This is a genomic window from Streptomyces sp. L500, from assembly GCF_054551825.1.
Genome location: NZ_JBTOLC010000003.1, coordinates 1 through 24,780, shown reverse-complemented (window position 1 = coordinate 24,780; position 24,780 = coordinate 1). Strand labels below are relative to the sequence as shown.

The 24,780-nt window shown below is 70.2% G+C and carries 24 protein-coding genes and 1 tRNA gene; 17 read left to right on the top strand and 8 right to left on the bottom strand.

Going from position 1 to position 24,780, the window contains the following annotated elements:
* Positions 1–209 precede the first annotated feature (209 nt).
* The 9 genes from ACX9I7_RS05330 (at position 210) to ACX9I7_RS05290 (ending at position 10,432) form a co-directional block, all read left to right on the top strand.
* Positions 210–1,433, top strand: a complete 1,224-nt coding sequence (locus tag ACX9I7_RS05330; protein WP_459386657.1) for a conjugal transfer protein — start codon at positions 210–212, stop codon at positions 1,431–1,433.
* A 108-nt stretch (positions 1,434–1,541) separates the two neighbouring features.
* Positions 1,542–1,775: a hypothetical protein gene (locus ACX9I7_RS05325; RefSeq protein WP_459386656.1), complete on the top strand. Its 234-nt coding sequence runs from the start codon at positions 1,542–1,544 to the stop codon at positions 1,773–1,775.
* Entirely contained in the window at positions 1,772–2,425 is a 654-nt protein-coding gene (locus tag ACX9I7_RS05320; RefSeq protein ID WP_459386655.1) for a hypothetical protein, read from the top strand. Before ACX9I7_RS05325 ends, ACX9I7_RS05320 begins: the two co-directional genes overlap by 4 nt.
* Positions 2,426–2,437: 12 nt before the next feature.
* Positions 2,438–5,002, top strand: coding sequence for an ATP-binding protein (locus ACX9I7_RS05315; protein ID WP_459386654.1), 2,565 nt, complete (start codon positions 2,438–2,440; stop codon positions 5,000–5,002).
* On the top strand, positions 4,999–5,547 hold the full coding sequence (locus ACX9I7_RS05310; RefSeq protein ID WP_459386653.1) for a hypothetical protein: 549 nt from the start codon (positions 4,999–5,001) through the stop codon (positions 5,545–5,547). The genes ACX9I7_RS05315 and ACX9I7_RS05310 overlap by 4 nt, the downstream gene beginning before the upstream one ends.
* Before the next feature lie 35 nt (positions 5,548–5,582).
* Entirely contained in the window at positions 5,583–7,658 is a 2,076-nt protein-coding gene (locus tag ACX9I7_RS05305) for a hypothetical protein (RefSeq protein ID WP_459386652.1), read from the top strand.
* Positions 7,655–8,443, top strand: coding sequence for a hypothetical protein (locus ACX9I7_RS05300; RefSeq protein WP_459386651.1), 789 nt, complete (start codon positions 7,655–7,657; stop codon positions 8,441–8,443). The genes ACX9I7_RS05305 and ACX9I7_RS05300 overlap by 4 nt, the downstream gene beginning before the upstream one ends.
* A gap of 4 nt (positions 8,444–8,447) precedes the next feature.
* Positions 8,448–9,659, top strand: a complete 1,212-nt coding sequence (locus ACX9I7_RS05295) for a peptidase M23 (RefSeq protein ID WP_459386650.1) — start codon at positions 8,448–8,450, stop codon at positions 9,657–9,659.
* Positions 9,660–9,721: 62 nt separating this feature from the next.
* Positions 9,722–10,432 carry a hypothetical protein gene (locus ACX9I7_RS05290; protein WP_459386649.1) on the top strand — a complete coding sequence of 237 codons (711 nt, stop codon included), beginning with the start codon at positions 9,722–9,724 and terminating at the stop codon, positions 10,430–10,432.
* A gap of 105 nt (positions 10,433–10,537) precedes the next feature.
* Here the strand turns inward: ACX9I7_RS05290 and ACX9I7_RS05285 are convergent.
* Positions 10,538–10,608: transfer RNA gene (locus ACX9I7_RS05285), tRNA-Gly, on the bottom strand.
* Between the two features lie 519 nt (positions 10,609–11,127).
* Here ACX9I7_RS05285 and dcd point away from each other — a divergent pair.
* Positions 11,128–11,703: a dCTP deaminase gene (gene dcd, locus ACX9I7_RS05280; RefSeq protein ID WP_189455697.1), complete on the top strand. Its 576-nt coding sequence runs from the start codon at positions 11,128–11,130 to the stop codon at positions 11,701–11,703.
* 44 nt (positions 11,704–11,747) lie between these two features.
* Complete coding sequence (locus ACX9I7_RS05275) at positions 11,748–12,245, top strand: phosphoribosyltransferase (protein ID WP_358623881.1); 498 nt, start codon at positions 11,748–11,750, stop codon at positions 12,243–12,245.
* A gap of 132 nt (positions 12,246–12,377) precedes the next feature.
* On the opposite strand, the gene ACX9I7_RS05270 is transcribed toward ACX9I7_RS05275, so the two are convergent.
* From ACX9I7_RS05270 to ACX9I7_RS05260, 3 genes are all read right to left on the bottom strand, one after another.
* Entirely contained in the window at positions 12,378–13,289 is a 912-nt protein-coding gene (locus ACX9I7_RS05270) for a Yip1 family protein (protein ID WP_459386739.1), read from the bottom strand.
* Positions 13,290–13,428: 139 nt separating this feature from the next.
* Positions 13,429–13,941: a MarR family winged helix-turn-helix transcriptional regulator gene (locus ACX9I7_RS05265; protein WP_459386648.1), complete on the bottom strand. Its 513-nt coding sequence runs from the start codon at positions 13,939–13,941 to the stop codon at positions 13,429–13,431.
* 116 nt (positions 13,942–14,057) lie between these two features.
* Positions 14,058–16,328 (bottom strand): (Fe-S)-binding protein, encoded by a 2,271-nt coding sequence (locus ACX9I7_RS05260; RefSeq protein WP_459386647.1) that lies wholly within the window; start codon positions 16,326–16,328, stop codon positions 14,058–14,060.
* A 289-nt stretch (positions 16,329–16,617) separates the two neighbouring features.
* Here ACX9I7_RS05260 and dnaK point away from each other — a divergent pair, with 289 nt between their 5' ends.
* From dnaK to ACX9I7_RS05240, 4 genes are read left to right on the top strand one after another with little or no spacing between them, the layout of a single operon-like run.
* Positions 16,618–18,468 (top strand): molecular chaperone DnaK, encoded by a 1,851-nt coding sequence (gene dnaK / locus ACX9I7_RS05255; protein ID WP_358623890.1) that lies wholly within the window; start codon positions 16,618–16,620, stop codon positions 18,466–18,468.
* Entirely contained in the window at positions 18,465–19,118 is a 654-nt protein-coding gene (gene grpE / locus ACX9I7_RS05250; protein ID WP_358623892.1) for a nucleotide exchange factor GrpE, read from the top strand. Before dnaK ends, grpE begins: the two co-directional genes overlap by 4 nt.
* A 33-nt stretch (positions 19,119–19,151) precedes the next feature.
* A complete protein-coding gene (gene dnaJ, locus ACX9I7_RS05245; RefSeq protein ID WP_126914929.1) occupies positions 19,152–20,330 on the top strand; it encodes a molecular chaperone DnaJ in 1,179 nt (392 codons plus the stop codon).
* Positions 20,331–20,333: 3 nt separating this feature from the next.
* Positions 20,334–20,795, top strand: coding sequence for a heat shock protein transcriptional repressor HspR (locus ACX9I7_RS05240; RefSeq protein WP_387577822.1), 462 nt, complete (start codon positions 20,334–20,336; stop codon positions 20,793–20,795).
* Positions 20,796–20,852: 57 nt separating this feature from the next.
* Here the strand turns inward: ACX9I7_RS05240 and ACX9I7_RS05235 are convergent, their stop codons facing one another.
* Positions 20,853–21,284, bottom strand: a complete 432-nt coding sequence (locus ACX9I7_RS05235; RefSeq protein WP_387577820.1) for an ATP-binding protein — start codon at positions 21,282–21,284, stop codon at positions 20,853–20,855.
* Positions 21,285–21,521: 237 nt separating this feature from the next.
* Here ACX9I7_RS05235 and ACX9I7_RS05230 point away from each other — a divergent pair, with 237 nt between their 5' ends.
* Positions 21,522–22,373 (top strand): helix-turn-helix domain-containing protein, encoded by an 852-nt coding sequence (locus ACX9I7_RS05230; protein WP_387577818.1) that lies wholly within the window; start codon positions 21,522–21,524, stop codon positions 22,371–22,373.
* Between the two features lie 3 nt (positions 22,374–22,376).
* Entirely contained in the window at positions 22,377–22,568 is a 192-nt protein-coding gene (locus tag ACX9I7_RS05225; protein WP_387577816.1) for a DUF397 domain-containing protein, read from the top strand.
* On the opposite strand, the gene ACX9I7_RS05220 is transcribed toward ACX9I7_RS05225, so the two are convergent.
* From ACX9I7_RS05220 to ACX9I7_RS05210, 3 genes are all read right to left on the bottom strand, one after another.
* A complete protein-coding gene (locus tag ACX9I7_RS05220; RefSeq protein ID WP_459386646.1) occupies positions 22,565–23,092 on the bottom strand; it encodes a putative immunity protein in 528 nt (175 codons plus the stop codon). The two genes, ACX9I7_RS05225 and ACX9I7_RS05220, sit on opposite strands and share 4 nt — an antisense overlap.
* Before the next feature lie 24 nt (positions 23,093–23,116).
* A complete protein-coding gene (locus tag ACX9I7_RS05215) occupies positions 23,117–23,521 on the bottom strand; it encodes a pyridoxamine 5'-phosphate oxidase family protein (protein ID WP_459386645.1) in 405 nt (134 codons plus the stop codon).
* A 62-nt stretch (positions 23,522–23,583) separates the two neighbouring features.
* Positions 23,584–24,648, bottom strand: coding sequence for a fibronectin type III domain-containing protein (locus ACX9I7_RS05210; RefSeq protein WP_459386644.1), 1,065 nt, complete (start codon positions 24,646–24,648; stop codon positions 23,584–23,586).
* Positions 24,649–24,780: the final 132 nt, after the last annotated feature.

The window sequence follows — 24,780 nt, the reverse complement described above, 5'->3', positions numbered from 1 at the left end:
AACGTGTCGGCCCCGGCACGCCCGTGGGCGTGAACCGAGGCCGGGCGTTTCCGACACAGTCCATCTTGTCGGAGCTCTGCACCAATCGAATCGGTCAGATTTGGTAACTGTTCTGCTACTACTTGTCAAATGAAGCCATTTGACGATCAGTAATCAGCCAACGTACTGTCCTCGCACTCAGGCGTTGTACGGGGGAAGGGTCGCCAGGGTTGAGCACATTCAAGACGGTCGTGTGGCGAATACTGAATCTGCCGGAGCCGCGCGACAAGGCTCCGGCAGCGCCGACTGATGACATGCTCGCGCCACAGACGACCCCGGCGGCCCAGCCCTCCGCCACACCCGCGCCCACCCCCGCGCCCGCCGGCCTCCAGCAGTGGACGGACGCCGCGGCGCGCCTCCAGTCGCAGACGCCCGGCCCCACCCGTACCGAGCCGGCGGCGCCGGAGAGCGCGCCCAGGACCGCCCCCGGCAGCCAGGTCCCCTGGAAGATCGAGGACGAGAAGAGCGGCTCCAAGTTCGCCGTGAAGGTGGGCCGCGGTGTGCTCTGGGGTGTCGTCGCCCTCGCCGCGATCACCGGCATCCGTTCGTGGTTCTGGACCCCCGCCCCGCCCAAGCCCGCCCCCACCAAGGTCGACAGCGGTCCGCAATACCCCGTCCAGGAGGCCCAGGCGGTCGCCGCGCGCTTCGCGCGCTCGTATCTGACCTGGGACGAGGCCGACCCGCAGGCGCGGGTCGGCGCCCTGGCGCGGGACATGCCCAGGGGGGCCGAGACCGCCGCCGGCTGGAACTCCAAGGGGCACCAGGAGGTACTCGTCGTCCTGCCGAGCACCGTTTCCGTGCTCGGCGACAAGCGTGCCCGCGTCCGGGTGGACCTCCTGGTGAGCGGCCCGGCGCCGACGGACTCCGCCCCGTCCGACAAGGACAAGGGCGACAAGAAGGACGAGCCCAAGAAGGACGACGCCAAGAAGGACGCCAAGCCCGCCTCCGCCACCCGGTGGATGGGTCTGGAGGTTCCCGTCGTCCAGGCGTCCGGCCGCGTCGTCGTCACCGGCGAGCCCGGCATCGTCGGCGTGCCGAACAGCGGCCCGTCCGTACCCGCGCCGGCCGCCAAGAGCAACGACATGGAGTTCAGCGACAAGACCCGCGGTGTGGTCGAGGAGTTCTTCTCGAAGTACGCCGCGGGCGAGTCCGACTCGGTCGCCGCGCCGGGCGCCTCCATCCCCGCCCTGCCGTCCGGCATGACGCTCGGCACGATCCGCAACTGGACCGTGGACGAGGGCAGCGGCACCGACCGCGTCGGTACGGCCGTCGTCATCTGGAACGTCGGCGGGGCCGAGATCGAGCAGACCTACCGGGTCAAGCTCACCCGCGTGGCCTCGGCGCAGGCCGAGCGCTGGCAGGTCGCCGAGGTCCACGGCGGATTCACGCCGTAGCCGGTCCGGCCTGCCGCACCGCCGATACCCCTTTCCTCTTCGCCGGTCCGCCGGCCTTCCATCCATTCACCGCTGCCCGTCTCACCGTCTCATCATGGGGGAATACCGATGCAACTCGCGCTGACCACTGGGGCCGAACTCCAGACCTGGGTGATCATGGTCGCCGGAAACATCTTCCTGATCGTCCTTGCGGTCAGGGCCGTCGGCCACTACGCGAAGCGTGAATGGGGCGAGCTCCTCGGCCACTTCGTGGCCGGAGTGGTCGTGGCCGGCTTCGTCTTCTCGTCGGGAACCGCGAAGACCATGCTCATCGCGATCTGGAACAAAGTGGCCGGTTCATGAGGGTGGGGCACACCTTCACCCGCCACTTCGACCTGGAGACGCGGCAGCACGAGCTGTTCGGCATGGACCTCGGCGAGGGCCCCTCGCGGCGCGTCCTGGTGACCGGTGCCGTGATCTACACGGTGTGGGTGGGTGGGCTGCTGCTCATCCTCGGATTCCCGTCGAAGTTCTTCTTCACTCTCTACTTCGCCCCGCCCGCGCTCATCACCTTCTATGGCGCGCAGCGCTCCCGGCGTAACGAGCGGCGGTGGAACCTGACCCAGTGGGCCCTGGCCGTCCGCTATCTGACGGTGGGCCACCGTCCCGTCATCAACGGCGGCCGTCGCGCGGCCGACCGCAGCGAGTGGCTTCCGCTCCGGGCCCGGCTGGGCGAGCGGACGGACGAGTTCCTGGCCCTCCCCGGCATGGGCGTGTTCGAGGGCGCCCTCGGTGGCGAGGAGCCCAGGCCGACGGCGGGCCGCCCGGCGAAGCTCGACGCCCGGCCCCGGCTCTACGGCCCGGACCACGTCTACCGCGCGCGGATGCGCGGCCTCTCCGCGAAGGAGCGCAAGGCCGCCGAGCGGGCGGCGGCTCAGCAGAACGGCCCGCACGCGGCCCATCAGGCATGGACGGGCAGTGCGGCGCACCGGCCCGGCCCCGAAGGCACGTAAAGGTACCCGACAGTGAAGTTGTTCAAGGGCATCGCCCGTTTCCTCGGCGTCGAGGGTGACCGTTCCGCTCCACCGCCCCGCTACGTCGCCCTCGCGGACGGCCTGATCGTCACCGAGACGCACGCCGAGGCGTGGTTCGTCCTCGCGGGCTCCAACACCGACCTGATGTCGGAGAGCGCCCGGGACGCCGAGCACGACCAGGCCAGCAGCGCGCTCGCCCGCACGCTCTCCGGCTACGACTGCCACCTCAGGGTTCTCTGGGCGCCGCTGAACTCCAACGAGTACCGAGAAGAGGCGGAGAGCCTCTTCTCGGCCGGCGACTACGCGGCCTGGGCGGAGACCCGCATCGAGCGCCTCGACGACCTGGAGCTCCCCACCCGGCTGCTGCTGCTCGGCGTCCGTATCCAGGAGCGCTCCACGCAGGCGAAGGCCCGGGGCAGCCGGGGCGTCCAGGAGGCCATGGGCATCGGCTCCACGTCCGTCTCCCCGAAGGAGCTCGCGCGGCTCGACGCCCTCACCCGGCGCCTGGGCCGCCAGCTGGAGACCACGCCCTGGAAGGCCCAGCCGGCCACCGTCGAGATGCTGGCCTGGATGATCGCGCGCGAGCAGCGCCGTGGCGCCCCGCTGCCGACGCCGGACGGCGACGGCACGATCACCGGCGCCAAGCTGGCCCAGCTCACCCGCGGCCGGGTGCTGCCCTACCCCGACCACCTGCGCATCGTCGACCAGCGCGGTGAGACGTCCGCGTGGACGGCGGTGCTGACCATGGACGGCTTCCCGGAGGAGATGGAGTCCCCGGGTGCCGGCGAATGGCTGCGGGCGGTCGCCGAGATCACGTACGTCCCCGAGTACACGGACGACGACCTCGACCGCGACATCCACGTCAAGCCGGTCAACGCCGAGCCGTCCGTCCGCTTCAAGGTGCTGCACAAGCGGGACGCGCTGAAGCAGATCGACGAGGTCCGCCGGCTCGCCAAGGAGCAGCGGCAGAGCGCCGCCAAGCACTCCGCCGGCGAGACCGCGCAGGAGATCGAGGAGACCGAGGAGACGATGACGGCCCTCTCGCGCGACATGAAGCGCGAGGACGTCACGCTGCTGGAGGACCACCCCCGCCTGATCATCAGCAGTGACGTCTCACTGGAGGACCTGCGCAACCGCTGCGACGCGGTCATCGGCTTCTACGGCGGACTGGGAATCGAGGTCAGCGTCGCCGCCGAGGAGCAGCGCGAGCTGTGGCTGGAGTCCCAGCCCGGCGACATGCTGCGGGTGCCGGACCTGGTGCACACCCGCACGGTCGGCGCGTTCGCCGGCTCCTGGTTCTGGGGCGGCGCGTCGGTGGGTGACGACACCGGCCCGATCATCGGCTATCTGACCGGTTCGACGCCCGGCGTCGTGCGCAACGACCTCACCGGCGGCTCCGAGCGCGGCGACGCCACGACCACGGCCTTCATCGGCCGGAGCGGCCGCGGCAAGACGACCGCCATGATGCTGTCCCTGCTGGACTCGGGCTTCCGCGGCTCCTTCGTCCTGGCCCTGGACTTCAAGGGCGACATGGGCGGCCTCGTCTCGGCCGGCCGGCGCTACGGCCTCAACGCCCACCTCATCGAGACGGGTTCGCAGTTCGCCGGCGTCGCCGACCTGTTCACCCTGCTCTCCGGTGAGAGCGCCGAGCGCGCCCAGACCGAGGTCCCGGCCCAGCTGGGTATCGCGCTGCCGCAGCACCTGCGGATGCGCGGCGCGGAGACCCCGATCCAGAGCGCGGTCAACGAGGTCATCGCCGAGGGCGACCCCGCGACCTGGAAGGTCATCGAGCGGCTGCGGAAGTCGGACGACGAGCTGAGCCGCGAGGCGGGCGACGCGCTCTACGAGCTGTCGCTGACGGGCCTGGGCGCGCCCTTCATGGGGCGGCCGTCCGGCACCACGCTGATCACGCCGACCCCGGGCATCTGGGTCGTCCAGGTCCCCGGCATCACCCTGCCGTCGCCGGACGACGACCGCGACGACTGGTCGGTGCACCAGCGCCTGTCGGTGGCCCTCGTACACTCGCTGCTCGCGTACGGCATCAGCATGGCCGGCCGGAAGGACCTGCGGGGCCTGCGCAAGGTCGTGGCCGTGCCGGAGGTGCACGTCCTGACGGCGACCCGCGAGGGCAGCTCCTTCCTCCAGTACATCGCCCGTGTCGGCCGCGCGCTGCACACCGCGCTCGTCGTCGACACCCAGGACCCGGAGTCGCTGGCGAGCCTGACGGGTCTGGTGGAGCAGATGACCACCGTCTTCGGCTTCCAGCTGACGACGGCCGAACAGCAGGACGCCATGGCCGCCCTCCTCGACCTGCCGAAGGGCGATCACACGCGTCAGCTCATCCAGGCGATCGGCGTCGACGTGACGCAGGAGATCCGCCACGGCCACTGCATCATGCGCGACCGGCGCTTCAGCAGCGCGACGGTGCAGTTCGACGTGCCGTCGCTGGAGATTCTCGAGCTGCTGAACACGACGCCGAAGACGACCGGTATCGGGGCGGAACCGCCGCCCTCCGTGTCCATGAGCAAGTCCGAACCTCAGGAGGCAATCGCATGAAGCGGATGACGGCCGCGGCCGTGGCGGTCGCGTCGGTCCTGGTGATGACCGGGTGCTCGTCGTCCTCGGACGGCGGGAAGGACGGCGGGGACGGCAAGAAGCCCGGCGCGGGGGCGTCCAAGGAGCCGGAGGCCTTCGGCAAGGACGAGGCGGCGATGAAGGCCGTGGCGGTCAAGTACCGGCAGGCCGTGCACCAGCGGGACTGGCGTCAGGCGTGCGAGTTGTCCACCCAGCAGGGCCGGGACGGCAAGTCGGTGGACGACTGCGCGAAGGCCAACATCGCGGGCGATGGTGACGCCAGCCCGGCCACGGTCGTCGTCGAGGGAACCCCCGAGACCGTTCCGGCGATCGACCGCTACCTCGCGGGAACCGGCCTCATGGTGACGACCACGTTCACCAACAGCGAGGGCCGTCACGCCGAACGGGTCGCCCTGCGCATGGTCAAGGAGGGTGCCGCGTGGCTGGTCGAGCAGGACGCGGACATCTATGACTCCGAGATGCGGCATGCCGACCCCGTGCGCGACGCCCTCATGAGGTCGAAGTGAGGATTCCGCGGCTCCGTACCCTCGCCATCCCTCTGGTGGGGACACTCACCACCCTGATGGTGACGGGCGGCGCCGCCTCCGCCAAGGACACGTCCAAGTACAACCCGGCGGGCATGGGCGTACTGCTGCCCTCGCCCAGTACCCGCCCCTCCGGGCAGTCGGGGACGCTGTTCGAGCGCTACAGCGGCAGCGGTCTCTACCAGCTGGATTGCCAGCTGGGCTGGGACGAGATCGGCTACCAGATCCAGCAGGGCATCGCCGTCATCTTCATGGGCCTGACGGTCCTGGTCGGTCTGGCGGCCGTGGTCGTCGTGCAGTGGGCCATCAAGTTCACCTCCGTCAAGGAGCTCCAGGAGGCGATCACCCACGCCATCTCGGGCGCCGCCGGAGCCGTCTCCGAGACACTGCTCCCCACCGCCCTGGCGGTGGGAGCGCTGGTGGCGTGGGTCAATCACAGAAAGGCCGGGGGCAGCGCCCTCAGCCAATTGGGCTGGGTGGCCGCGTCGGGAATCCTGTCGGCGTCACTGCTGACCACGCCACAGGCGTGGGTGGGCGGAATCGACTCCGTGCGCAGCATCGGTAGTTCCGTCGCCATGGAGGCCACCAGCGCCGGTATGGGCAAGGAGACCAAGGAGCCCATCGACATCGGGGGCGATGTGGCCTTCAACGGTTCGACGCAGGACAACATGCTGCGTCAGTCGGCGGACGCCATCTGGCGTTCGTACGTCGTAACGCCCTGGTGTGTTGCCGAGTTCGGAAACATGAACGTGTGCAAGGAGTACGCCCAGAAGCTCTGGGACGAGAAGGGCGATGACACAGGTGCCCGCGAGGATTGGCTGAGTAAACACGTCTGCTCCGACTGCGTCGGAGACCCCGCCGTCAACTGGCGCAAGGGCAAGAACGCCGGCCGCGTCCCCGTCACCATCGCCGCCTTCGTCTGCGTCGTCCTCTTCGCAGCCCTCGCCATCGCGCTCGCCTTCGCCTCCCTCGCCTCGCTCATCGGGGCGCTGATGCTGCTCCTGGCAGGGGTGATCTTCGCCTGTATGTGGGTGATCCCAGGCAGACCGAGACAGTGGGGAATCCGCTGGTTCGACATGCTGCTGGGCTTCACGCTCCAGTCGTTCGTCAGCACGATGGTGCTCGGCTGTGTGCTGATCCTGAACACCGCGAGCGTCTCCATGATCGGCAAATACGGCTGGTTCGCCTCGGCGGGCATCAGCATCACCAGCGCGATCGTGGCGTTCAAGTTCCGCGGCGTCATGGAGAGCATCGTCGGTGTCACCGGCGCCATGAGCCCGGGAGCCTCCGCGTTCGGTTCGGCGATGGCGCGCGGCGCCGGAAGGCTGGCGGGGCGGGCCGGGGGCTGGACGGCCAAGAAGTCCCTGCGCGGCGCCGGAATGGCGGGCAGGGGCGCGGGCCGGATGGCGATGGCCGGTGCGCGGAAGGGCGCCCAGGCCTTCGACGAGAAGGTCTCCCACATAGGCAAGGCCGCGGCCATGGGTTCCTGGATGGCCAAGAACCCCGCCGTGCCGCTCAGCCCCGGCACCGGCGTCAAGTCCCGGGGCGGCGCCGCGCAGGGCGCCTCGGGCGCCGGGCAGGACACCTCCGGTCGGCAGGGCGCGGCCGGTACGGCCGGGCGGCGCGGCTCCGGTGGCGGGTCCGGCGCGGGCACGTACCGCGGCGGTGCCGGCAAGACCGCCGACCTGCCGACGCGGCGCACCACCCCGGTGGGCACCGTACGGCCGCGGTCCGCGGCCGGAGCGGCGGAGCGGGAGAAGGCCCATGGCCGGAACGCGAACGCGTCGGCACAGGCCGGCCGTACGGGGGCCGCGGCGCAGCAGCAGGCCGCGAACCGGCGCCGTCCGTCGCCCGCGCGGCCCGGTGGGGGCAACGGCCAGGACGGCTACCGCTTCCGCTCGGCGCCGCCGCCGCGCAGCGTGCCCCGGCAGCAGCGCATCAGTGACGGTCGCCGCGCGGCGGCCGTGGCCCACCGGAACGGTGCCGCGCAGCAGCGTGACCGCCAGCCGCAGAATCGTTCCTCCTCCGGTGCCGCCACCGCGGCCCGTACTCCGGCCCCCGGCCGCCGTCGCAGGAGGGGGAACGGCTCATGAGCAAGGCGGACAGGTCCAAGGACTCCGCCGAGTGGCGGGAGCTCCTCAAGGCCGGATTCGAGTACGAGTACCCCGAGGAGATCGAGCAGGCCCCCAAGCGCTCCTTGCGCCGGCGGGCCCGCAAGATCTACCGGCAGGACCAGAAGGCCGAGCTCAACCGGCGCATCGCCGAGGAGCGGCGCCGCGAGCCCGTCACGGCCGGTGGCGCGGTCGTCGTGGTGGTCTGCCTGCTGCTCGTCGGCCTGGCCGCCAACCACTGGTGGCCCGATCACGCCGGGGCGCCGTCGACGGTGGTCCAGGCGGGCGGGGACGCGCCGGGCACGGATGCCGCCCCGGGCCGGGGCGTCAGCCCCGGCCCCGTCGCCTCCCCGTCCGCCGCCCTCCCGAAGGCCGACCTCAGCACCCCCGAGAAGACCGCCGAGGGCTGGGCGCGCGCCTATATGACCCGCAACCCGCCCGTGGACAAGGACCAGAAGGTCCCGGTCCGGCGGGCGGCTCCGTGGATGACCGAGGCGCTGGAGAAGAACCTCGAGCAGTTCGACGACAAGGCCTGGTACCAGCTGGTGGCCGACGGCGGCGTGGCCACGGTGGACAAGGTCGCCGTCGGCCCGGCCGACGACGACCGTGTGCGCAAGCAGGCGGACACCCCGACGCGGGTGTGGCGGAGGGTCACTGTCGACACCACCGTCGCCGGCTACCAGAAGCACAACGACACCAAGGTCTTGCTGACCGAGATCACGCGCGGCGACGACGGCTGGCGCGTGGGCAGGGTCCTGGGGGTCTGAGTCGTTGGACGGACGTGAGGCCCTCGCCCTGGCGGCGGGGGGAGCCCGGCGTGCCCTCATGGTCAAGCTGGGGATACCGGTCGCGGCCCTGTTCATGGCCTTCCTGATCCTGCTCGGCGCGTTCGCCGGCATCGGCGGTGGCAGTGCCTCCGCCTCTGCCTGCGGCAAGCCCGGCCAGCCCGCCGACGACGGGGCCAACGGCCGCGGCGGGGACGAGACGGGCGGGGCGGGCAAGGAGCTGCGCAAGCGCCAGGTGGAGAACGCGAAGATCATCGACCAAGTCGCCAAGGACGGGAAGCTGCCCGGCCGGGCCACGCTCATCGCGCTGATGACGGCCCTCGCGGAGTCGCAGCTGGACAACATCAACTACGGCGACCGGGACTCGCTCGGTCTCTTCCAGCAGCAGTGGTCGACGGGCTGGGGCACCAAAGAGCAGATCATGGACCCCAAGTACGCGGCCCACATGTTCTTCTTCGGCGGCGACAGCGGTGACCCGCCGGGGCTGACGAGCTATGCGTGGGAGGGCATGTCGCTCAACGACGCCGCCCAGAAGGTGCAGCGATCCGGTTTCCCCGACGCCTACGGGCCGAAGGAGACCCAGGCCCGCAGCATCGCGAAGGAAGCCGGCATCGATCTGGAGCGCGCGGGCGACAACCACCCGGGCCGGCCGGGGCAGTCCGGTAACAAGCCGGCGCAGGACGGCCACCCGAAGCCTGACGGCGGTCCGGGGAACTGCAACACCACCGGCAATGGCAACGGCACCCCCGCCGCACCCGGCGAACCGTTCCACGACGGCGCCTCGGGATGGCCCGCCAAGGTGGCCAACCGCCGCTCGACCGACGACGCCATCGCGTGGGCCAAGGCCGAGGCGGCCAGCCACCGCGCGGACTGGTACCAGAAGTGTCTGGCCTTCACCTCGATCGCCTACGGCTGGAACTTCTCCGGCACCGATTACGCCATCGACCACTACACGCAGATCATGCCCAAGGACATGCGGCACGACGGCGACCGCAACCCGCCGAAGGGCGCCCTGATGTTCTGGGACACCGGGCACCGGGCCGGACACGTCGCGATCTACGTCGGGGACGGCAACATCGCGTCCAACGACATCGAGGGCAAGGGAGAGATAGCCATCGTCCCGGCCACCGCGATCGAGACGAAGTGGGGCGCCAAGTACCTGGGCTGGTCGCCCCCCTACTACCCCAACGCGGGATGATCCTGATGATGACGGTGCGGCGGAACCGAAGGGGACCGGCGGGAAGTAAGGATTGATTGGCCATGCCTGTTGTGACGGACCTCGACTCGGTCCCCCTGACGCCCGTGTACACGATCGTCATCAGTGCCACGGGGGAAGCCACTGTCGACGGGGAGCAGGTCGAGAACCTGCCCGGGCAGGACGCGCGTACCTCGGCCCTCGCCGACATCCGCGTCCGGGCCGCCCGCCGGGGGCACCCGGTGCGGATCAACGCCAAGGAGCCGGACGGTTCGGTCTGGCCCCTGATCGTCGATCACGACGGCGCGGTGACCCCGCTGGACGCCCCGCACCCGGCGCCCCACCCGGCACCGGCGCCGGAGCCTGCCGCGCCGCTGCCGCCCCGGCCGCTCGAACCGCTCGCCCCCCACCACGCCGCCGTGCTCGGCCGGGTCGTCGCCGCCGAACTGCGCGGCGACCTGGCCGGGGCGGCCGCCGCGGCGGAGGAGCTGGAGACGGCGCTGACCGCCGAACTCGGCCCCCTCCACCCCCACGCCCTCGGCGCGTTGGCCACCCGCGCCTGGCTGTCCCTGCTGCTGCGCGACGACTGGGCCGGTGCCACGCGGCTCCACCTGCTCACCGCCGAGCGCCGCCGTCAGGCCGGCCCCCCGGACGCCGAGACCCGCCGCGCCGCCCGCAACGCCCACGCCGCCTGGGCCCTGCTGCGGACGACCGACCCGTCGGCCGCCGAGGCCCTGCGCCCGGAACTCGCCCGGGTCGCCCACCTGACACCGTGACGGGGGTGGGGCTCCCACGGGAGCCCCACCCCCGTCCCCGTCCCTCCGGAAACCCCGGACAACGCGAAGGACCCCAGGCCATCGGCCTGGGGTCCTTCCGTCAAGAGCGGGCGACGAGAATCGAACTCGCGCTCTGAGCTTGGGAAGCTCATGTTCTACCATTAAACTACGCCCGCGCGAAGGCCCCTCAGGGCCTCGCATCGTCGCACACTCTACCCCATCGAAGGTCTCCGGCGCACTCGCCCGGGGGCCTTCCTGTCGTGTGAGGGCGCTGTGGGGGCGATGGGGACACCGGCGTGGCGGGCGGGAGTTGGGGCGTACCGTGGGGGGATCGGCAAACGGCGAGGGGTGTCGGGGTGCCGCGTTCCGGCCGGTCCGAAACATCCCCTAATGTGGCTTTTGTCGTTCACGTACCTGGGGAAAGGGAGCTCTATGGAGCGCACCGTCGTCCGTTGTGCCGAAGGGCACGTGTTCAGCACCGCTTCGTTCCCGATGCAGAATCTCGGACCCGGCCGGCTGGGCCCCGGACGGCTGCTGCGCTGCCCCCGCTGCGCGCGGCTGCGGCACTCCGTCCCCGTGGCGCCCGAGAAGGGCTGACGTCCGGCGCGGTCTTCGATCACCGGCCCCGGCCCCGGCCCGTCCGGGGCCGGGGCCGCGTTGTCAGGTTGTCCGGCTTCTTTGCGTATCCTCGAGACGTGCTTCTCTCAGACAAGGACATCCGGGCCGAGATCGACGCCGGCCGTGTGCGGATCGACCCGTTCGACGAATCGATGGTGCAGCCGTCGAGCATCGATGTGCGGCTTGACCGCTACTTCCGGGTGTTCGAGAACCACCGGTACCCGCACATCGACCCCGCGGTCGAGCAGGCGGACCTCACGCGTGAGGTGGTGCCGGAGGGCGACGAGGCGTTCATCCTGCATCCGGGCGAGTTCGTGCTGGCCTCGACGTACGAGGTGATCACGCTTCCCAACGACGTCGCCTCGCGGCTCGAGGGCAAGTCCAGCCTCGGCCGTCTCGGTCTGCTGACGCACTCGACGGCCGGCTTCATCGACCCGGGCTTCTCCGGGCACGTGACGCTGGAGCTGTCGAACATGGCCACGCTCCCGATCAAGCTGTGGCCGGGGATGAAGATCGGTCAGCTGTGCATGTTCCGGCTGACGTCACCCGTCGAGCATCCTTACGGGTCCGCGAAGCACGGTTCCCGCTACCAGGGACAGCGTGGGCCCACGCCCTCGCGGTCCTTCCAGAATTTCCACCGCACGCAGGTCTGACCGTCCACAGCCACGACGGTCCAGGGAACAAGGCGAAGAGCAACGTGAGCGAGATCCGCGAGAACCTGACCTACCCGATCTTCGGGCAGGCCATCCGTGAGCTGGCACAGACCATCGCGGACGACGGCTACGAGCCGGACATCATCCTGTCCATCGCCCGTGGCGGCGTCTTCGTCGCCGGCGGTCTGGCCTACGCCCTGGACTGCAAGAACATCCACCTGGTGAACGTCGAGTTCTACACCGGTGTGGGCACCACCCTCGAGATGCCCGTCATGCTCTCGCCCGTCCCGAACGCGATCGACTTCTCGAACAAGAAGGTCCTCATCGCGGACGACGTCGCCGACACCGGCAAGACGCTCAAGCTCGTCCACGACTTCTGCTTGGAGCACGTCGCCGAGGTGCGCAGCGCGGTCGTCTACGAGAAGAGCCACTCGCTCGTGAAGTGCGAGTACGTCTGGAAGAAGACGGACGAGTGGATCAACTTCCCGTGGTCGGTCGAGCCGCCGGTGGTGCGCCGCGAGGGCCAGGTCCTCGACGCGTAAGTCTGTGAGCATGCGAGAAGGGCCCGTCCGGATCCGGACGGGCCCTTCTCACGTCGCGCCCCGCAGGGGCGCGGGGAACTGCGCGACCGGCCACTGACGGCCCGCAGTCGAATGACCGCGCCTCGCGGAGCGCTAAAGCGTGCCGAGCTTGATCAGCGACAGCAGCGCGACCAGCTGGATCGCGGAGGCGCCCAGCGCCCGCGGCCACGGGAGGTCGTGCGACTTGCTCACCATGGACGTCAGCAGCGCGCCGCCCGCCAGCCAGGTGGCCCAGCCGAGCAGCTGGACGAGGGTGCTGTCGCCGCCGAGGAACATCGCGAAGAGCAGCCGGGGCGCGTCCGTGATCGACATGATCAGCATCGACAGGCCGACGGTCGGCTGCCATATGCCGTCGCCGCCCAGCTGCCGGGCGAGGGTGTGGGTGACCGCGCCGAGGATCAGCCCGGCGACGACCATGATCACGCCGGTGATCAGCACGGCGGGCAGCACGTCGGCGAACGAGGCGTGCAGCACGTCCGAGCGGGCCTTGTCGAAGCCGAAGACGGCGAGCAGGCCGTAGACGAACGTGACGATCAGGGCCGGCGCCCACACCTGGTGGTCGCGCATCTGCCAGAAGGTGGCCGACGGACGCAGCACGATGCCGGTCAGCAGGTCCTTCCAGTGCAGCCGGGGGCCGGGCGGCGGCGGGGGCGGGCCGGCGGGCCCGTCGCCGTAGCCTCCGCCGTAACCGTCGCCCGCGCCGTACGCGTCCGGCGCCTCGCCGACGCTGAACTGCTGGGTGCGGCCCGCGTCCTGCCCGTAGTACGGGTCCTGGGGGTAGCCCTGCGGGGCCTGCGGCTGCTGGTAGGGCTGCTGCTGCGGCTGCCCGCTCCCGCCGAAGTACTCCGGCTCCTCGTAGCCGCCCTGCCCCTGCCACTGCCGCTGGTCCCCGTAGCCGCCGCCGGGCGCGCCGGAGTGTCCGGGCGCGCCCTGGCCACCGCCGTACGGAGCCTGCTGTCCTTGCCACGCGGGCCCGGGGCCCTGCGCGTCCCGTCCGCGTCCCATCCTGAATCCAGCCACGCCTTCGAACGTACCCGCTCCGGAGAGCGACCGGAGCCGCCCGCGGGTGAACGGACCGGGCTTTGCGGCCGAGCTGTGACATCCCCTAGGGGAAAACCCAGGGGAGGCCCAGGGGGAGGCCGTCCTACCGCTTGGGCAGCCAGCGGTCGGGCGAGAGCAGCTCGTCGGCGCCCACGTTGCTGATCATGCGGCGCAGGACGGTGAGGGCGGCGACGTACTCCTCGTCCGTGATCCCGGCGTGGATCTCCGCGCGCACCCGGCGCACGACCACGAAGATGCGCTCCTTGGCCTCGCGGCCGGCGTCGGTCAGCACGTAGCGGTCGTCGGTGCCCTCGGCCAACCAGCCACGGGCGACGAGGGCGTACAGGGCCTGGTCGATCTCCTCGGGCCGGTGGTCGAGGTTGACGGTGAGCGCCACGCGCAGCTCCTGCCGCGTCAGCCCGCCCTCGACGAGGTCGGTGCGGTTGAGCACCCACCACTGCGGCTGCGTCACGTCCTGCGTGGCCAGGGCGGCCCGGATGTGTGTGATGACGGCCTTGTGGGCGGCGTACGTCCAGTAGCCGACGGGCTGCCCGGCGAGGTTGCCGTCGTCGGACTTGGGGGTGGTCAGCTGCATGTTCTGCGGCGTCGTCGTCATGTCTTCGACGGTAGGACCTCAAGCATGGTTGAGATCAAGTGTGTTCACCGCCACTGACGAAGGCCGGGCCCCGCGATCGCTCGCGGGGCCCGGCCTCGTACACGGCGCGGAAGCGGTTACTTCACCGGCTCCGGGTCCGGCTCCGGCGCGTCGGCCGGCTCGCCGTCGCCCTCCGGGGCGGCCGGGGTCTTCACGGACTCCAGCAGCAGCTGGGAGACGTCGACGACCTGGATGGACTCCTTGGCCTTGCCGTCGTTCTTCTTGCCGTTGACCGAGTCGGTCAGCATGACGAGGCAGAAGGGGCAGGCCGTGGAGACGATGTCCGGGTTGAGGGACAGCGCCTCGTCCACGCGCTCGTTGTTGATGCGCTTGCCGATCCGCTCTTCCATCCACATGCGCGCGCCGCCGGCGCCGCAGCAGAAGCCGCGCTCCTTGTGGCGGTGCATCTCCTCGTTGCGCAGGCCCGGCACCTTGGCGATGATCTCGCGCGGCGGGGTGTAGACCTTGTTGTGGCGGCCCAGGTAGCAGGGGTCGTGATAGGTGATCAGGCCCTCGACCGGGGTGACGGGGATCAGCTTGCCCTCGTCGATGAGGTGCTGCAGCAGCTGCGTGTGGTGGATGACCTCGTACTCGCCGCCCAGCTGCGGGTACTCGTTCGCGATGGTGTTGAAGCAGTGGGGGCAGGTCGCGACGATCTTCTTCTTCGCCTTCTCGACCTTCACGCCCTCCTCCGCGTCCTCACCGAACGCCATGTTCAGCATCTCGACGTTCTGCTGGCCGAGCTGCTGGAAGAGGAACTCGTTGCCCAGACGGCGGGCGGAGTCACCGGTGCAGTTCTCCTCGCCGCCCATGATGGCGAACTTCACGCCCGCCATGTGCAGCAGCTCCGCGAAGGCCTTGGTGGTCTTCTTGGCGCGGTCCTCCAGGGCGCCGGCGCAGCCGACCCAGTAGAGGTAGTCGACCTCGGTGAGGTCCTCGATGTCCTTGCCGACGACCGGGACCTCGAAGTCGACCTCCTTGGTCCACTGCAGCCGCTGCTTCTTGGCCAGGCCCCAGGGGTTGCCCTTCTTCTCCAGGTTCTTGAGCATCGTGCCCGCCTCGGACGGGAAGGAGCTCTCGATCATCACCTGGTAGCGGCGCATGTCGACGATGTGGTCGACGTGCTCGATGTCGACGGGGCACTGCTCGACGCACGCGCCGCACGTGGTGCAGGACCACAGCACGTCCGGGTCGATGACGCCGTTCTCCGCGAGGGTGCCGATCAGCGGGCGCTCGGCCTCGGCCAGGGCGGCCGCCGGGACGTCCTTCAGCTGCTCCTCGGTGCCCTTCTCCTCGCCCTCGGCGTCCTTGCCGCCACCGGCCAGCAGGTACGGCGCCTTGGCGTGCGCGTGGTCGCGCAGCGTCATGATCAGGAGCTTGGGGGAGAGGGGCTTGCCGGTGTTCCAGGCGGGGCACTGCGACTGGCAGCGGCCGCACTCGGTGCAGGTGGAGAAGTCGAGGATGCCCTTCCAGGAGAACTCCTCGACCTTCGAGACGCCGAAGACGGCGTCCTCCGCCGGGTCCTCGAAGTCGATCGGCTCGCCGCGGCTGGTCATCGGCTGGAGCGCGCCCAGCGCCACGTCACCGCTCGACTCGCGCTTGAACCAGATGTTGGGGAAGGCCAGGAAGCGGTGCCAGGCGACACCCATGTCCGTCTTCAGCGCGACCGTGATCATCCAGATGAAGGACGTCGCGATCTTCAGCCCGGCGAAGAAGTAGGTGAGGTTCTGGAGGGTGGAGACGTCCATCCCCTCCAGCCACGAGACGACCGGGTAGGAGAGGAAGAAGGACGCCTCGTAGCCGTCCACGTGGTGCTGGGCGCCCTCAAGGGCGTGCAGCATGTAGATGCAGACGCCGACGATGAGGATGACGGACTCGACGAAGTACGCCTGGCCGGTGTTGGAGCCGGCGAAGCGGGACTTGCGGCCCGCGCCGCCCGGCCGGTTCAGCTGCCGGATGACGATGAGCGCCAGGATGCCGAGCACGGTCATCGTGCCGATGAACTCGACGAAGACGTTGTAGGGCGTCCAGTCGCCGATGACCGGCAGGAGCCAGTCGGCCTTGAAGAGCTGGCCGATGGCGTTGACGATGGTCAGCAGCAGCGAGAAGAAGCCCACCGCCACGAACCAGTGCGCGACGCCGACGACGCCCCACTTGTTCATCCGGGTGTGGCCGAGGAACTCCTTGGCCACCGTGACCGTGCGCTGTACCGGTTCGTCGGTGCGGGTGCCCGCCGGTACGGGCTGGCCGAGCCGTACGAAGCGGTAGATCTGGAAGAGGGCACGGCCGAACAGCGCTACGCCGACCGCGATGAGGACCAGCGACACGATGATCGCGGCGAGTTGCATGGGAGGGCTCCTCGGACCTGCGGGATAGAGCGGGGATGGAGGATTGGAGCGGGATTACCAATCGGTAACTTATCCAGTCCGTTCGAGACTACTCACTCTCGCGCGCGCGATATACCCGCATCGCCGGTGATCTGCGTCGCGCAGGCGACCCTTCGCAGCGCCCTCGCGGCCCTGGGTGACTGTAAGTCCGACATAAAAGCTGAGCGGGGTTGACTCAGGTCTGTTGACAGGTTCGTCTCCCTGTTGCACCCTTGAGTCTGTTCCACTCAAGTCAGCTGGAGGAATCGACATGGCACGTGCGGTCGGCATCGACCTGGGTACGACGAACTCCGTCGTCAGTGTTCTCGAGGGCGGTGAGCCCACCGTCATCACCAACGCCGAGGGCGCCAGGACCACGCCGTCCGTCGTCGCCTTCGCGAAGAACGGTGAGGTGCTGGTCGGCGAGGTCGCCAAGCGCCAGGCCGTCACCAACGTCGACCGGACGATCCGCTCCGTCAAGCGCCACATGGGCACTGACTGGAAGATCGAGATCGACGGCAAGACCTTCAACCCGCAGCAGATGAGCGCCTTCATCCTGCAGAAGCTGAAGCGCGACGCCGAGGCCTACCTGGGCGAGAAGGTCACCGACGCGGTCATCACCGTTCCGGCGTACTTCAACGACTCCGAGCGTCAGGCCACCAAGGAGGCCGGCGAGATCGCGGGCCTGAACGTCCTGCGCATCGTCAACGAGCCCACCGCGGCCGCCCTGGCCTACGGCCTCGACAAGGACGACCAGACCATCCTGGTCTTCGACCTCGGTGGCGGCACCTTCGACGTCTCGCTGCTGGAGATCGGCGACGGCGTCGTCGAGGTCAAGGCCACCAACGGTGACAACCACCTCGGTGGTGACGACTGGGACCAGCGCGTCGTCGACTACCTGGTCAAGCAGTTCGCCAACGGCCACGGCGTCGACCTGTCCAAGGACAAGATGGCCCTCCAGCGCCTCCGCGAGGCCGCTGAGAAGGCGAAGATCGAGCTGTCCTCGTCCACCGAGACCTCGATCAACCTGCCCTACATCACGGCGTCCGCCGAGGGCCCGCTCCACCTGGACGAGAAGCTCACCCGCGCCCAGTTCCAGCAGCTGACCGCGGACCTGCTGGAGCGCTGCAAGACCCCGTTCCACAACGTCATCAAGGACGCGGGCATCGCCCTGTCCGAGATCGACCACGTGGTCCTGGTCGGCGGTTCCACCCGTATGCCCGCCGTCGCCGAGCTCGTCAAGGAGCTGACCGGCGGCCAGGAGGCCAACAAGGGCGTCAACCCGGACGAGGTCGTCGCCATCGGCGCCGCCCTCCAGGCCGGTGTCCTCAAGGGTGAGGTCAAGGACGTCCTGCTCCTCGACGTGACCCCGCTGTCCCTCGGCATCGAGACCAAGGGCGGCATCATGACCAAGCTGATCGAGCGCAACACCACGATCCCGACCAAGCGCTCCGAGATCTTCACGACGGCCGAGGACAACCAGCCGTCCGTGCAGATCCAGGTCTACCAGGGCGAGCGCGAGATCGCGGCGTACAACAAGAAGCTCGGCATGTTCGAGCTGACGGGCCTGCCGCCGGCCCCGCGCGGCGTCCCGCAGATCGAGGTCGCCTTCGACATCGACGCCAACGGCATCATGCACGTGACCGCCAAGGATCTGGGCACGGGCAAGGAGCAGAAGATGACCGTCACCGGCGGCTCCTCGCTGCCGAAGGACGAGGTCAACCGCATGCGCGAAGAGGCCGAGAAGTACGCGGAGGAGGACCACAAGCGCCGCGAGGCCGCCGAGTCCCGCAACCAGGGCGAGCAGCTCGTCTACCAGACGGAGAAGTTCCTCAAGGACAACGAGGACAAGGTTCCCGCCGAGGTGAAGACCGAGGTCGAGACCGCCGTCGCCGAGCTGAAGGAGAAGCTCAAGGGCGAGGACACGGCCGAGATCCGCACCGCTGCCGAGAAGGTCGCCGCGGTCAGCCAGAAGCTGGGCCAGGCCATGTACGCCGACGCCCAGGGCGCGGCCGGTGCCGCGGGTGCCGCCGGCGGTCAGCAGCAGGCCAAGGCCGAGGACGACGTCGTCGACGCCGAGATCGTCGACGACGAGAAGCCGAAGGGCGGTGCGTCGGCGTGACGGAGGAGACCCCGGGCTTCGACGAGAACGAGAAGCCTGAAGGCACCTCCGACGCCACGACCCCCGACGACGCGGCGAAGGCCGCCGGGTCCGCCGACAAGGCGGCCCCGGCCGGCCCGGCCGCCGGCGAGGAGCTCGTCGAGGTTGGCCTCCAGGCACAGCTGGACCAGGCGCAGGCCGCGCTCGGTGAGCGCACCGCGGACCTCCAGCGGCTCCAGGCCGAGTACCAGAACTACCGTCGCCGGGTGGAGCGGGACCGGGTCGCGGTCAAGGAGGTCGCCGTGGCGAACCTCCTGTCCGAGCTCCTCCCCACCCTCGACGACATCGGTCGCGCCCGCGACCACGGCGAGCTGGTCGGCGGCTTCAAGTCCGTCGCCGAGTCGCTGGAGACGGTCGTCGCCAAGATGGGCCTCCAGCAGTTCGGCAAGGAGGGCGAGCCCTTCGACCCGCTGGTGCACGAGGCGCTGATGCACAGCTACGCGCCCGACGTCACCGAGACCACGTGCGTGCAGATCCTGCAGCCGGGGTATCGGATCGGCGAGCGGACCATCCGCCCCGCGCGCGTCGCGGTGGCCGAGCCGCAGCCGGGCGCCGGCCCCAAGGCCGAAGAGTCGTCCGACGAGGAGAGCGGTGGCCCGGAAGAGGGCTGACGCGATGAGTGACGGGAAGGAGGGACGCCGGGGATGAGCCTCAGCAGGGACTTGCTGGAAAAGGACCTCTACAAGGTCCTCGGCGTCTCCAAGGACGCCACCGAGGCGGAGATCAAGAAGGCGTACCGGAAGCTCGCCCGCGAGTTCCATCCGGACGCCAACAAGGGCGACGCCTCGGCCGAGGAGCGCTTCAAGGAGATCTCCGAGGCGAATGACGTCCTTGCCGACCCCAAGCGTCGCAAGGAGTACGACGAGGCCCGCGCCCTGTTCGGCAACGGAGGCTTCCGTGCCGGGCCGGGTGGCGGCGGCTCGTTCAACTTCGACCTGGGCGACCTCTTCGGGGGCGCCCAGGGCGGCGCCGGAGCCGGCGGCTTCGGCGGCGGCGGGCTCGGCGACGTCTTCGGCGGCCTCTTCAACCGGGGCGGTGGCGGCAGCGCCCGCACCCAGCCCCGGCGCGGCCAGGACATTGAGTCCGAGGTCTCGCTGAACTTCACCGAGGCGGTCGAAGGCGCCACCGTCCCGCTGCGGATGTCCTCCTCGGCGGCGTGCAAGGCGTGCTCCGGCACGGGCGACAAAAACGGTACGCCCAGGGTCTGCCCGACGTGTGTCGGCACCGGCCAGGTGTCGCGCGGCTCGGGCGGCGGCTTCTCGCTGACCGACCCCTGCCCGGACTGCAAGGGCCGCGGGCTCATCCCCGAGAACCCCTGCGACGTCTGCCACGGCAGCGGCCGGGCCAAGTCCTCCCGCACCATGCAGGTCCGCATCCCCGCCGGGGTCTCCGACGGCCAGCGGATCCGCCTGCGCGGCAAGGGCGCCCCGGGCGAGCGCGGCGGCCCCAACGGCGACCTCTACGTCGTCGTCCACGTCGGCACCCACCCGGTCTTCGGGCGCAAGGACGACAACCTCACCATCACCGTGCCCGTCACCTTCACGGAGGCGGCCCTCGGCGGCGAGGTCCGGGTCCCCACCCTCGGCGGCCCGCCCGTCACCCTCAAGCTGCCCGCCGGCACGCCCAACGGCCGGACGATGCGCGCCCGTGGCAAGGGCGCGGTCCGCAAGGACGGCACCCGCGGCGACCTCCTGGTCACCGTCGACGTCGCCGTCCCCACCCAACTCAGCGACAAGGCCCGGGAAGCCCTGGAGACCTACCGCGAGGCCACAGCGGACGATGACCCGCGCGAGGAGCTCTTCCAGGCCGCGAAGGGAGCGTGACCCATGGAAGGAATCGGCCGCCGACGCCATCCGTACGAGCTCACTGATGAGTCGCCGGTCTATGTCATCTCCGTGGCTGCCCAGCTGTCGGGTCTCCACCCGCAGACCCTGCGGCAGTACGACCGCCTCGGCCTGGTCTCCCCCGACCGCACGGCCGGACGCGGCCGCCGCTACTCGGCGCGCGACATCGAACTCCTGCGCCAGGTGCAGCAGCTCAGCCAGGACGAGGGCATCAACCTCGCGGGCATCAAGCGCATCATCGAGCTGGAGAACCAGGTCGCTGCGCTGAGCGCCCGCGTCGCCGAGCTCCAGTCCGTCGTGGACGGCGCGGCTGCGGCGATGCAGCAGCGGGAGGCGCAGGTCCACGCGTCGTACCGCCGGGACCTGGTCCCGTACCAGGACGTTCAGCAGACCAGTGCGCTTGTGGTCTGGCGTCCGAAGCGGGAGCAGAAGAAGCACGGCTGATCTTTTCGGCTCGCGGGCCCGCCCCCCACGTGTGTGGGGTGGCGGGCCCGTGTCGTTTCAGGCCCACGCGGCGGGCACGCGTCGGCTGATCTCGCACCAGACGGTCTTGGACTCCTCGCCGTAGAGGTCGCGGTGCAGCGGGGTGTAACCCCACCGGTCCGCGAGCGTCTGGAGGATGCGGAGGCCGCGCCCGTCGCTGTCGAACGGCCGCGTCGTCGTGCGGATCGCCGGTGTCCGGGCGCCGCTGTCCCGCACGGCCAGCCGGAGGCTCTCCCACTGCGACCAGGCGAGGGTCAGCTCGGCGGTGCCGGCGGTGTGGACGATCGAGTTCGTCAGCATCTCCCCCGCCAACAGCTCGGCCCGGCCGGTGAGTTCGCGGATGCCGTGCGCGGTGAGCGCGGCGCGGATGGACGCGCGGGCGACCTGTACGGCGCGGGCGTCGTGGGGGATGAGGAGTCGGTACTCGAACGTTTCGGCGTGCGGCAGCATGTCGCCTCCTGCGGTGGGGTGTTGGCGGCCGAGCCGCCGGTGTCCTTGTCGCGCATGCGTTCTGGGCATGGCGGTGCGCTTCCGGGGCGGCCGGATTCCGTCGCTGTGTGAGCGGCGGGGCACTCAAAGTAGGGACCTATGTAGCAACTAAGCAAGCGGTTCGCTGAAGTTCGCCCCGCAGGGGTTAGGCGTGGCAAGGTGACGCACCAGGTGCTCTAGATCAGGGAGAGTTGGCGCATGCCGCCCAGGAGTAACCCCACTGCGCGCCAAGTGCGCTTGGGCACTGAGCTGCGCAAGATGCGTGAGCGCACGGGCATGACGGCCCGCGAGGCCGCGCGTCGTTTTGGTATCAGCCCGATGCAGATGAGCCACATCGAAGTCGGTCGAATCGGGATCGGTGAGGAGCGCCTACGTGCGCTGGCTGGCCATTACGGCTGTACAGACGAGGCGTTGGTGGACGCCCTTGTTGCCATGACCGGCAGGCAGGGACGAGGCTGGTGGGAGAAGTACCGAGGTGTCATCGATTCGCTGACCCTGGACGTGGCCGAGCTTGAGCATCATGCTGTGGCGCTGAAGGCGATACAGGTAGTCCACGTTCCCGGGCTCCTGCAGACAGAGCCCTACATGCGCGCCCTATTCACGTACCTGAGCCCGGGCTATGCTCCCGACCGCCTTGAGGCCGTCATCGAATTCCGGATGCGCAGGCGCCAGGTCCTGGAGCGGGCGGACCCGCTTCCGTTCGAGGCGGTGGTGCACGAGGCTGCGCTGCGCATGAAGGTCGACGGGGACAAGGTGGCCCGAGAGCAGCTCGACTTCATCCTCGAGTGCTCGGAGCGTCCTGGGGTCACCATTCGGGTTATCCCATTCGCGGCGGATCGCTTCGCGGGGATGGGCTGCTCGATGCTCTACGCCGAGGGCCTGGTGCCCCAGCTGGACACCGTGCAGATTGATCAGGTGCACGGCAGTGTGTTCATCGACGTTGAGGCGGAACTCGACCACTACCGTGACCGACTGCGCACGATGGAGCGTTCGGCGCTCAGCCCTGCGGCGACGAGGGATTTCATCCAGCGCATCGCACGGGAGATGTGACCTATGCGTCGAACCACGTGGCAGAAGTCTTCGTTCTCCGGAAACGGCCCGGGCAACGAGTGCGTCGAAGTCACTGCGGCCGAAGCCGCAATCGCCCTCCGCGAAAGCGACGAGCCCGGCACGGTCATAGCGACCGAACCGGCCTCGTTCGCGGCACTCATACGCACCGTAAAAGCGGCGGCGCTCCGCGCCTAGGGCGCTTGGCGAAGAGCCGTATCGAGCGCGTGGCGGAACGCGTCGAGGCGGCTGCGGCCGGGGCTGAAGGGCGGCATCTGCCGCACGATCCCGCGCACCGCAGGTGGGGCGTGCTCGATGGCGCGGCGGATCTCCTCGTCGCCGACGCCGGTGTCGCCGCCTGCGGCGAGTTCACGCGCGTGCGCCGCGTACATCGCGGGCGCGAGGGCGTGTTTCGCCTGGTGCGGGGTGGCCAGCGCGTGGATGTAGGGGGCCGCTGCGGAGTAGCCCGCCGCGCGGGCGGCGGCGGTGGCGGCGGGATCGCCGACCTCCCGCGCCGCGGCGAGGGCCGCGAGGGCGAGGGAGCGCAGGGGTCCCTTCCGCAGGTCACCGCGGGCGTAGGCGCGGATGCCGTCGATGGCCTCGCGTGGGCGGGGGTCGGAGGGAGCCCGCGCCTCGAACAGCGGCAGCGCCCGCTCGGCGCGGTCGGCGGCCCAGAGCCCGAGAAGTCGGCGGTCTTCCTCGCTGATGGTCACCTCGGTCACCCGCCCATCCTGCCGCAGGAACCCCTACCCCCGGCCCATCGCCCGCGTGACCGTGATCTCGATGACGACCCGGTCGGGATTGTCGCGCGGCACGCGCTCGTACCGCTCGGCGTACCGCCGCACCGCGTCCGCGACGGCGTCCGCCTCGGTGCGCACGACCGCGCGCCCCTCCAGCGTGGCCCAGCGCTTGCCCTGGTGCTGGGCCACGGCGACGCGGGCGCCCTCGGGGCCGGCCGCCTGGACGTTGGCGACCTTGCGGCCGCTCTTGTCGCAGATGACGCGGGCGATCCGCGCGTCCGGGTCGTACGTGACGCCGACGGGCACGACGTGCGGGGAGCCGTCGGGCCGGAGGGTGGTCAGTGTGCAGACGTGCCGCTCGCGCCAAAAGGCGAGGTAGGCGGGGTCGGGGTCGCGGAGGTCGATCGCCATGTCGGCCAGGTTAGACCCGGGCGGCCGGGCCGCGTGGGCTGCCCGGCCGACCGGGGCGGACGTCAGGCGGTCCAGTACAGGACCGGCGCTGCCGGTGCCGACTCGGTGCCGTCCGCCGTCACCGCCGTCACGGCGTACCAGTACTTGGTGCCGTCCTTGACGCCCGGGTCCTGGAACGTACGGTCCCCGACGGGTGCCTGGTTCAGCTTGGTCGCGCCGCTGCGGTCCGTGGCGTCGGGCCGCTCCTCGGACGTCCAGCGGTAGACGTTGTAGCCCACGATCCGGGGGTCGCCGGGCTTGGCCTTGCCGTCGTCCCAGCTCACCAGGGCGATCTCGCCCTGGTTGCCGGCGCTGCCGACGTTCCACATGACGGGGGCGGCGGGCTGTCCGGGCTTGCGCTCGGCGAGGGTGGGCTTGACCGACTTCGAGTACGCCGACCGGGCCGGCGATATGGCGACGACCGCGTAGTAGTAGTCGTTGCCCTCCTTCTCCGGGACCTGGAGGGTGACGTCGCTTCCGCCGGCCTCGTAAAAGAGCTCGGCGCCGGTCTCGGGGCGTACCGGGGCGGTCTTCGAGCGGTAGATCATCCAGTGGTCGGGGCGGTCGCCCGCCTCCGGCTGCTTCCAGTGGATGTTCAGCGTGCCGTCCGCCAGGGTGGCGGCGACGTCGACCGGGGCCGCGTGCCAGGGGCGGACGATGTCCCGGGGCGTGGAGAAGCCGGATTCCGCGCCGTCCTTGCCGACGGCCGTGATGGCGTAGCTGTAGTGGACACCGCCCTTGTCCAGCTCGGTCTCGTCCACGTGGCGCCCGGCGAAGGGCACCTTTCCGGCGGTGGCGATCACCTGGGCGGTGTCCGGGCCGTCCGCCGTGCGCCAGCGGTAGATCCGGTAGCCGGTGGTGGCCTCGTCCTTGTTGGCGGTCCACGTCAGGACGACGCCGTTCGCGTAGCGGGCCTCGAAGTCCTTGGGCACGGCCGGACCGGAGGCGGCGGCTGCGACGGCCGCGACGGGCGCCGCCTGCGCGGCGGTCGCCGGGACGGCCACGGTGACGGCCGTCGTGGCGAGGACGAGCGCGGTGCCGATGGCCGCGCGGCTCAGGGGGCGCGATCCCCCGTGGAATCGGAACATGGTGAAAGTCCCTGATGTGAGAACGGTTGGCGCCGTTTGGTGGGGGGAACGCCGTAAATGATCTTGGCACAGCTCCGCCCGGAAAGGGGAATGGCTGTACTTTTCGGGCGTGAGGGCTGCGCGGGCAAGGTT

What these genes read in the sequence shown, in the direction of transcription:
- ACX9I7_RS05310 (WP_459386653.1), top strand. Translation starts at nt 4,999, where the DNA reads ATGAAGCGGATGACGGCCGCGGCCGTGGCGGTCGCGTCGGTCCTGGTG.
- ACX9I7_RS05325 (WP_459386656.1), top strand. Translation starts at nt 1,542, where the DNA reads ATGCAACTCGCGCTGACCACTGGGGCCGAACTCCAGACCTGGGTGATC.
- dnaK (WP_358623890.1), top strand. Translation starts at nt 16,618, where the DNA reads ATGGCACGTGCGGTCGGCATCGACCTGGGTACGACGAACTCCGTCGTC.
- ACX9I7_RS05225 (WP_387577816.1), top strand. Translation starts at nt 22,377, where the DNA reads ATGCGTCGAACCACGTGGCAGAAGTCTTCGTTCTCCGGAAACGGCCCG.
- ACX9I7_RS05210 (WP_459386644.1), bottom strand. Translation starts at nt 24,648, where the DNA reads ATGTTCCGATTCCACGGGGGATCGCGCCCCCTGAGCCGCGCGGCCATC.
- ACX9I7_RS05260 (WP_459386647.1), bottom strand. Translation starts at nt 16,328, where the DNA reads ATGCAACTCGCCGCGATCATCGTGTCGCTGGTCCTCATCGCGGTCGGC.
- ACX9I7_RS05290 (WP_459386649.1), top strand. Translation starts at nt 9,722, where the DNA reads ATGCCTGTTGTGACGGACCTCGACTCGGTCCCCCTGACGCCCGTGTAC.
- ACX9I7_RS05265 (WP_459386648.1), bottom strand. Translation starts at nt 13,941, where the DNA reads ATGACGACGACGCCGCAGAACATGCAGCTGACCACCCCCAAGTCCGAC.
- ACX9I7_RS05230 (WP_387577818.1), top strand. Translation starts at nt 21,522, where the DNA reads ATGCCGCCCAGGAGTAACCCCACTGCGCGCCAAGTGCGCTTGGGCACT.
- ACX9I7_RS05215 (WP_459386645.1), bottom strand. Translation starts at nt 23,521, where the DNA reads ATGGCGATCGACCTCCGCGACCCCGACCCCGCCTACCTCGCCTTTTGG.
- ACX9I7_RS05235 (WP_387577820.1), bottom strand. Translation starts at nt 21,284, where the DNA reads ATGCTGCCGCACGCCGAAACGTTCGAGTACCGACTCCTCATCCCCCAC.
- ACX9I7_RS05270 (WP_459386739.1), bottom strand. Translation starts at nt 13,289, where the DNA reads ATGGGACGCGGACGGGACGCGCAGGGCCCCGGGCCCGCGTGGCAAGGA.
- ACX9I7_RS05240 (WP_387577822.1), top strand. Translation starts at nt 20,334, where the DNA reads ATGGAAGGAATCGGCCGCCGACGCCATCCGTACGAGCTCACTGATGAG.
- ACX9I7_RS05300 (WP_459386651.1), top strand. Translation starts at nt 7,655, where the DNA reads ATGAGCAAGGCGGACAGGTCCAAGGACTCCGCCGAGTGGCGGGAGCTC.
- dnaJ (WP_126914929.1), top strand. Translation starts at nt 19,152, where the DNA reads ATGAGCCTCAGCAGGGACTTGCTGGAAAAGGACCTCTACAAGGTCCTC.
- ACX9I7_RS05320 (WP_459386655.1), top strand. Translation starts at nt 1,772, where the DNA reads ATGAGGGTGGGGCACACCTTCACCCGCCACTTCGACCTGGAGACGCGG.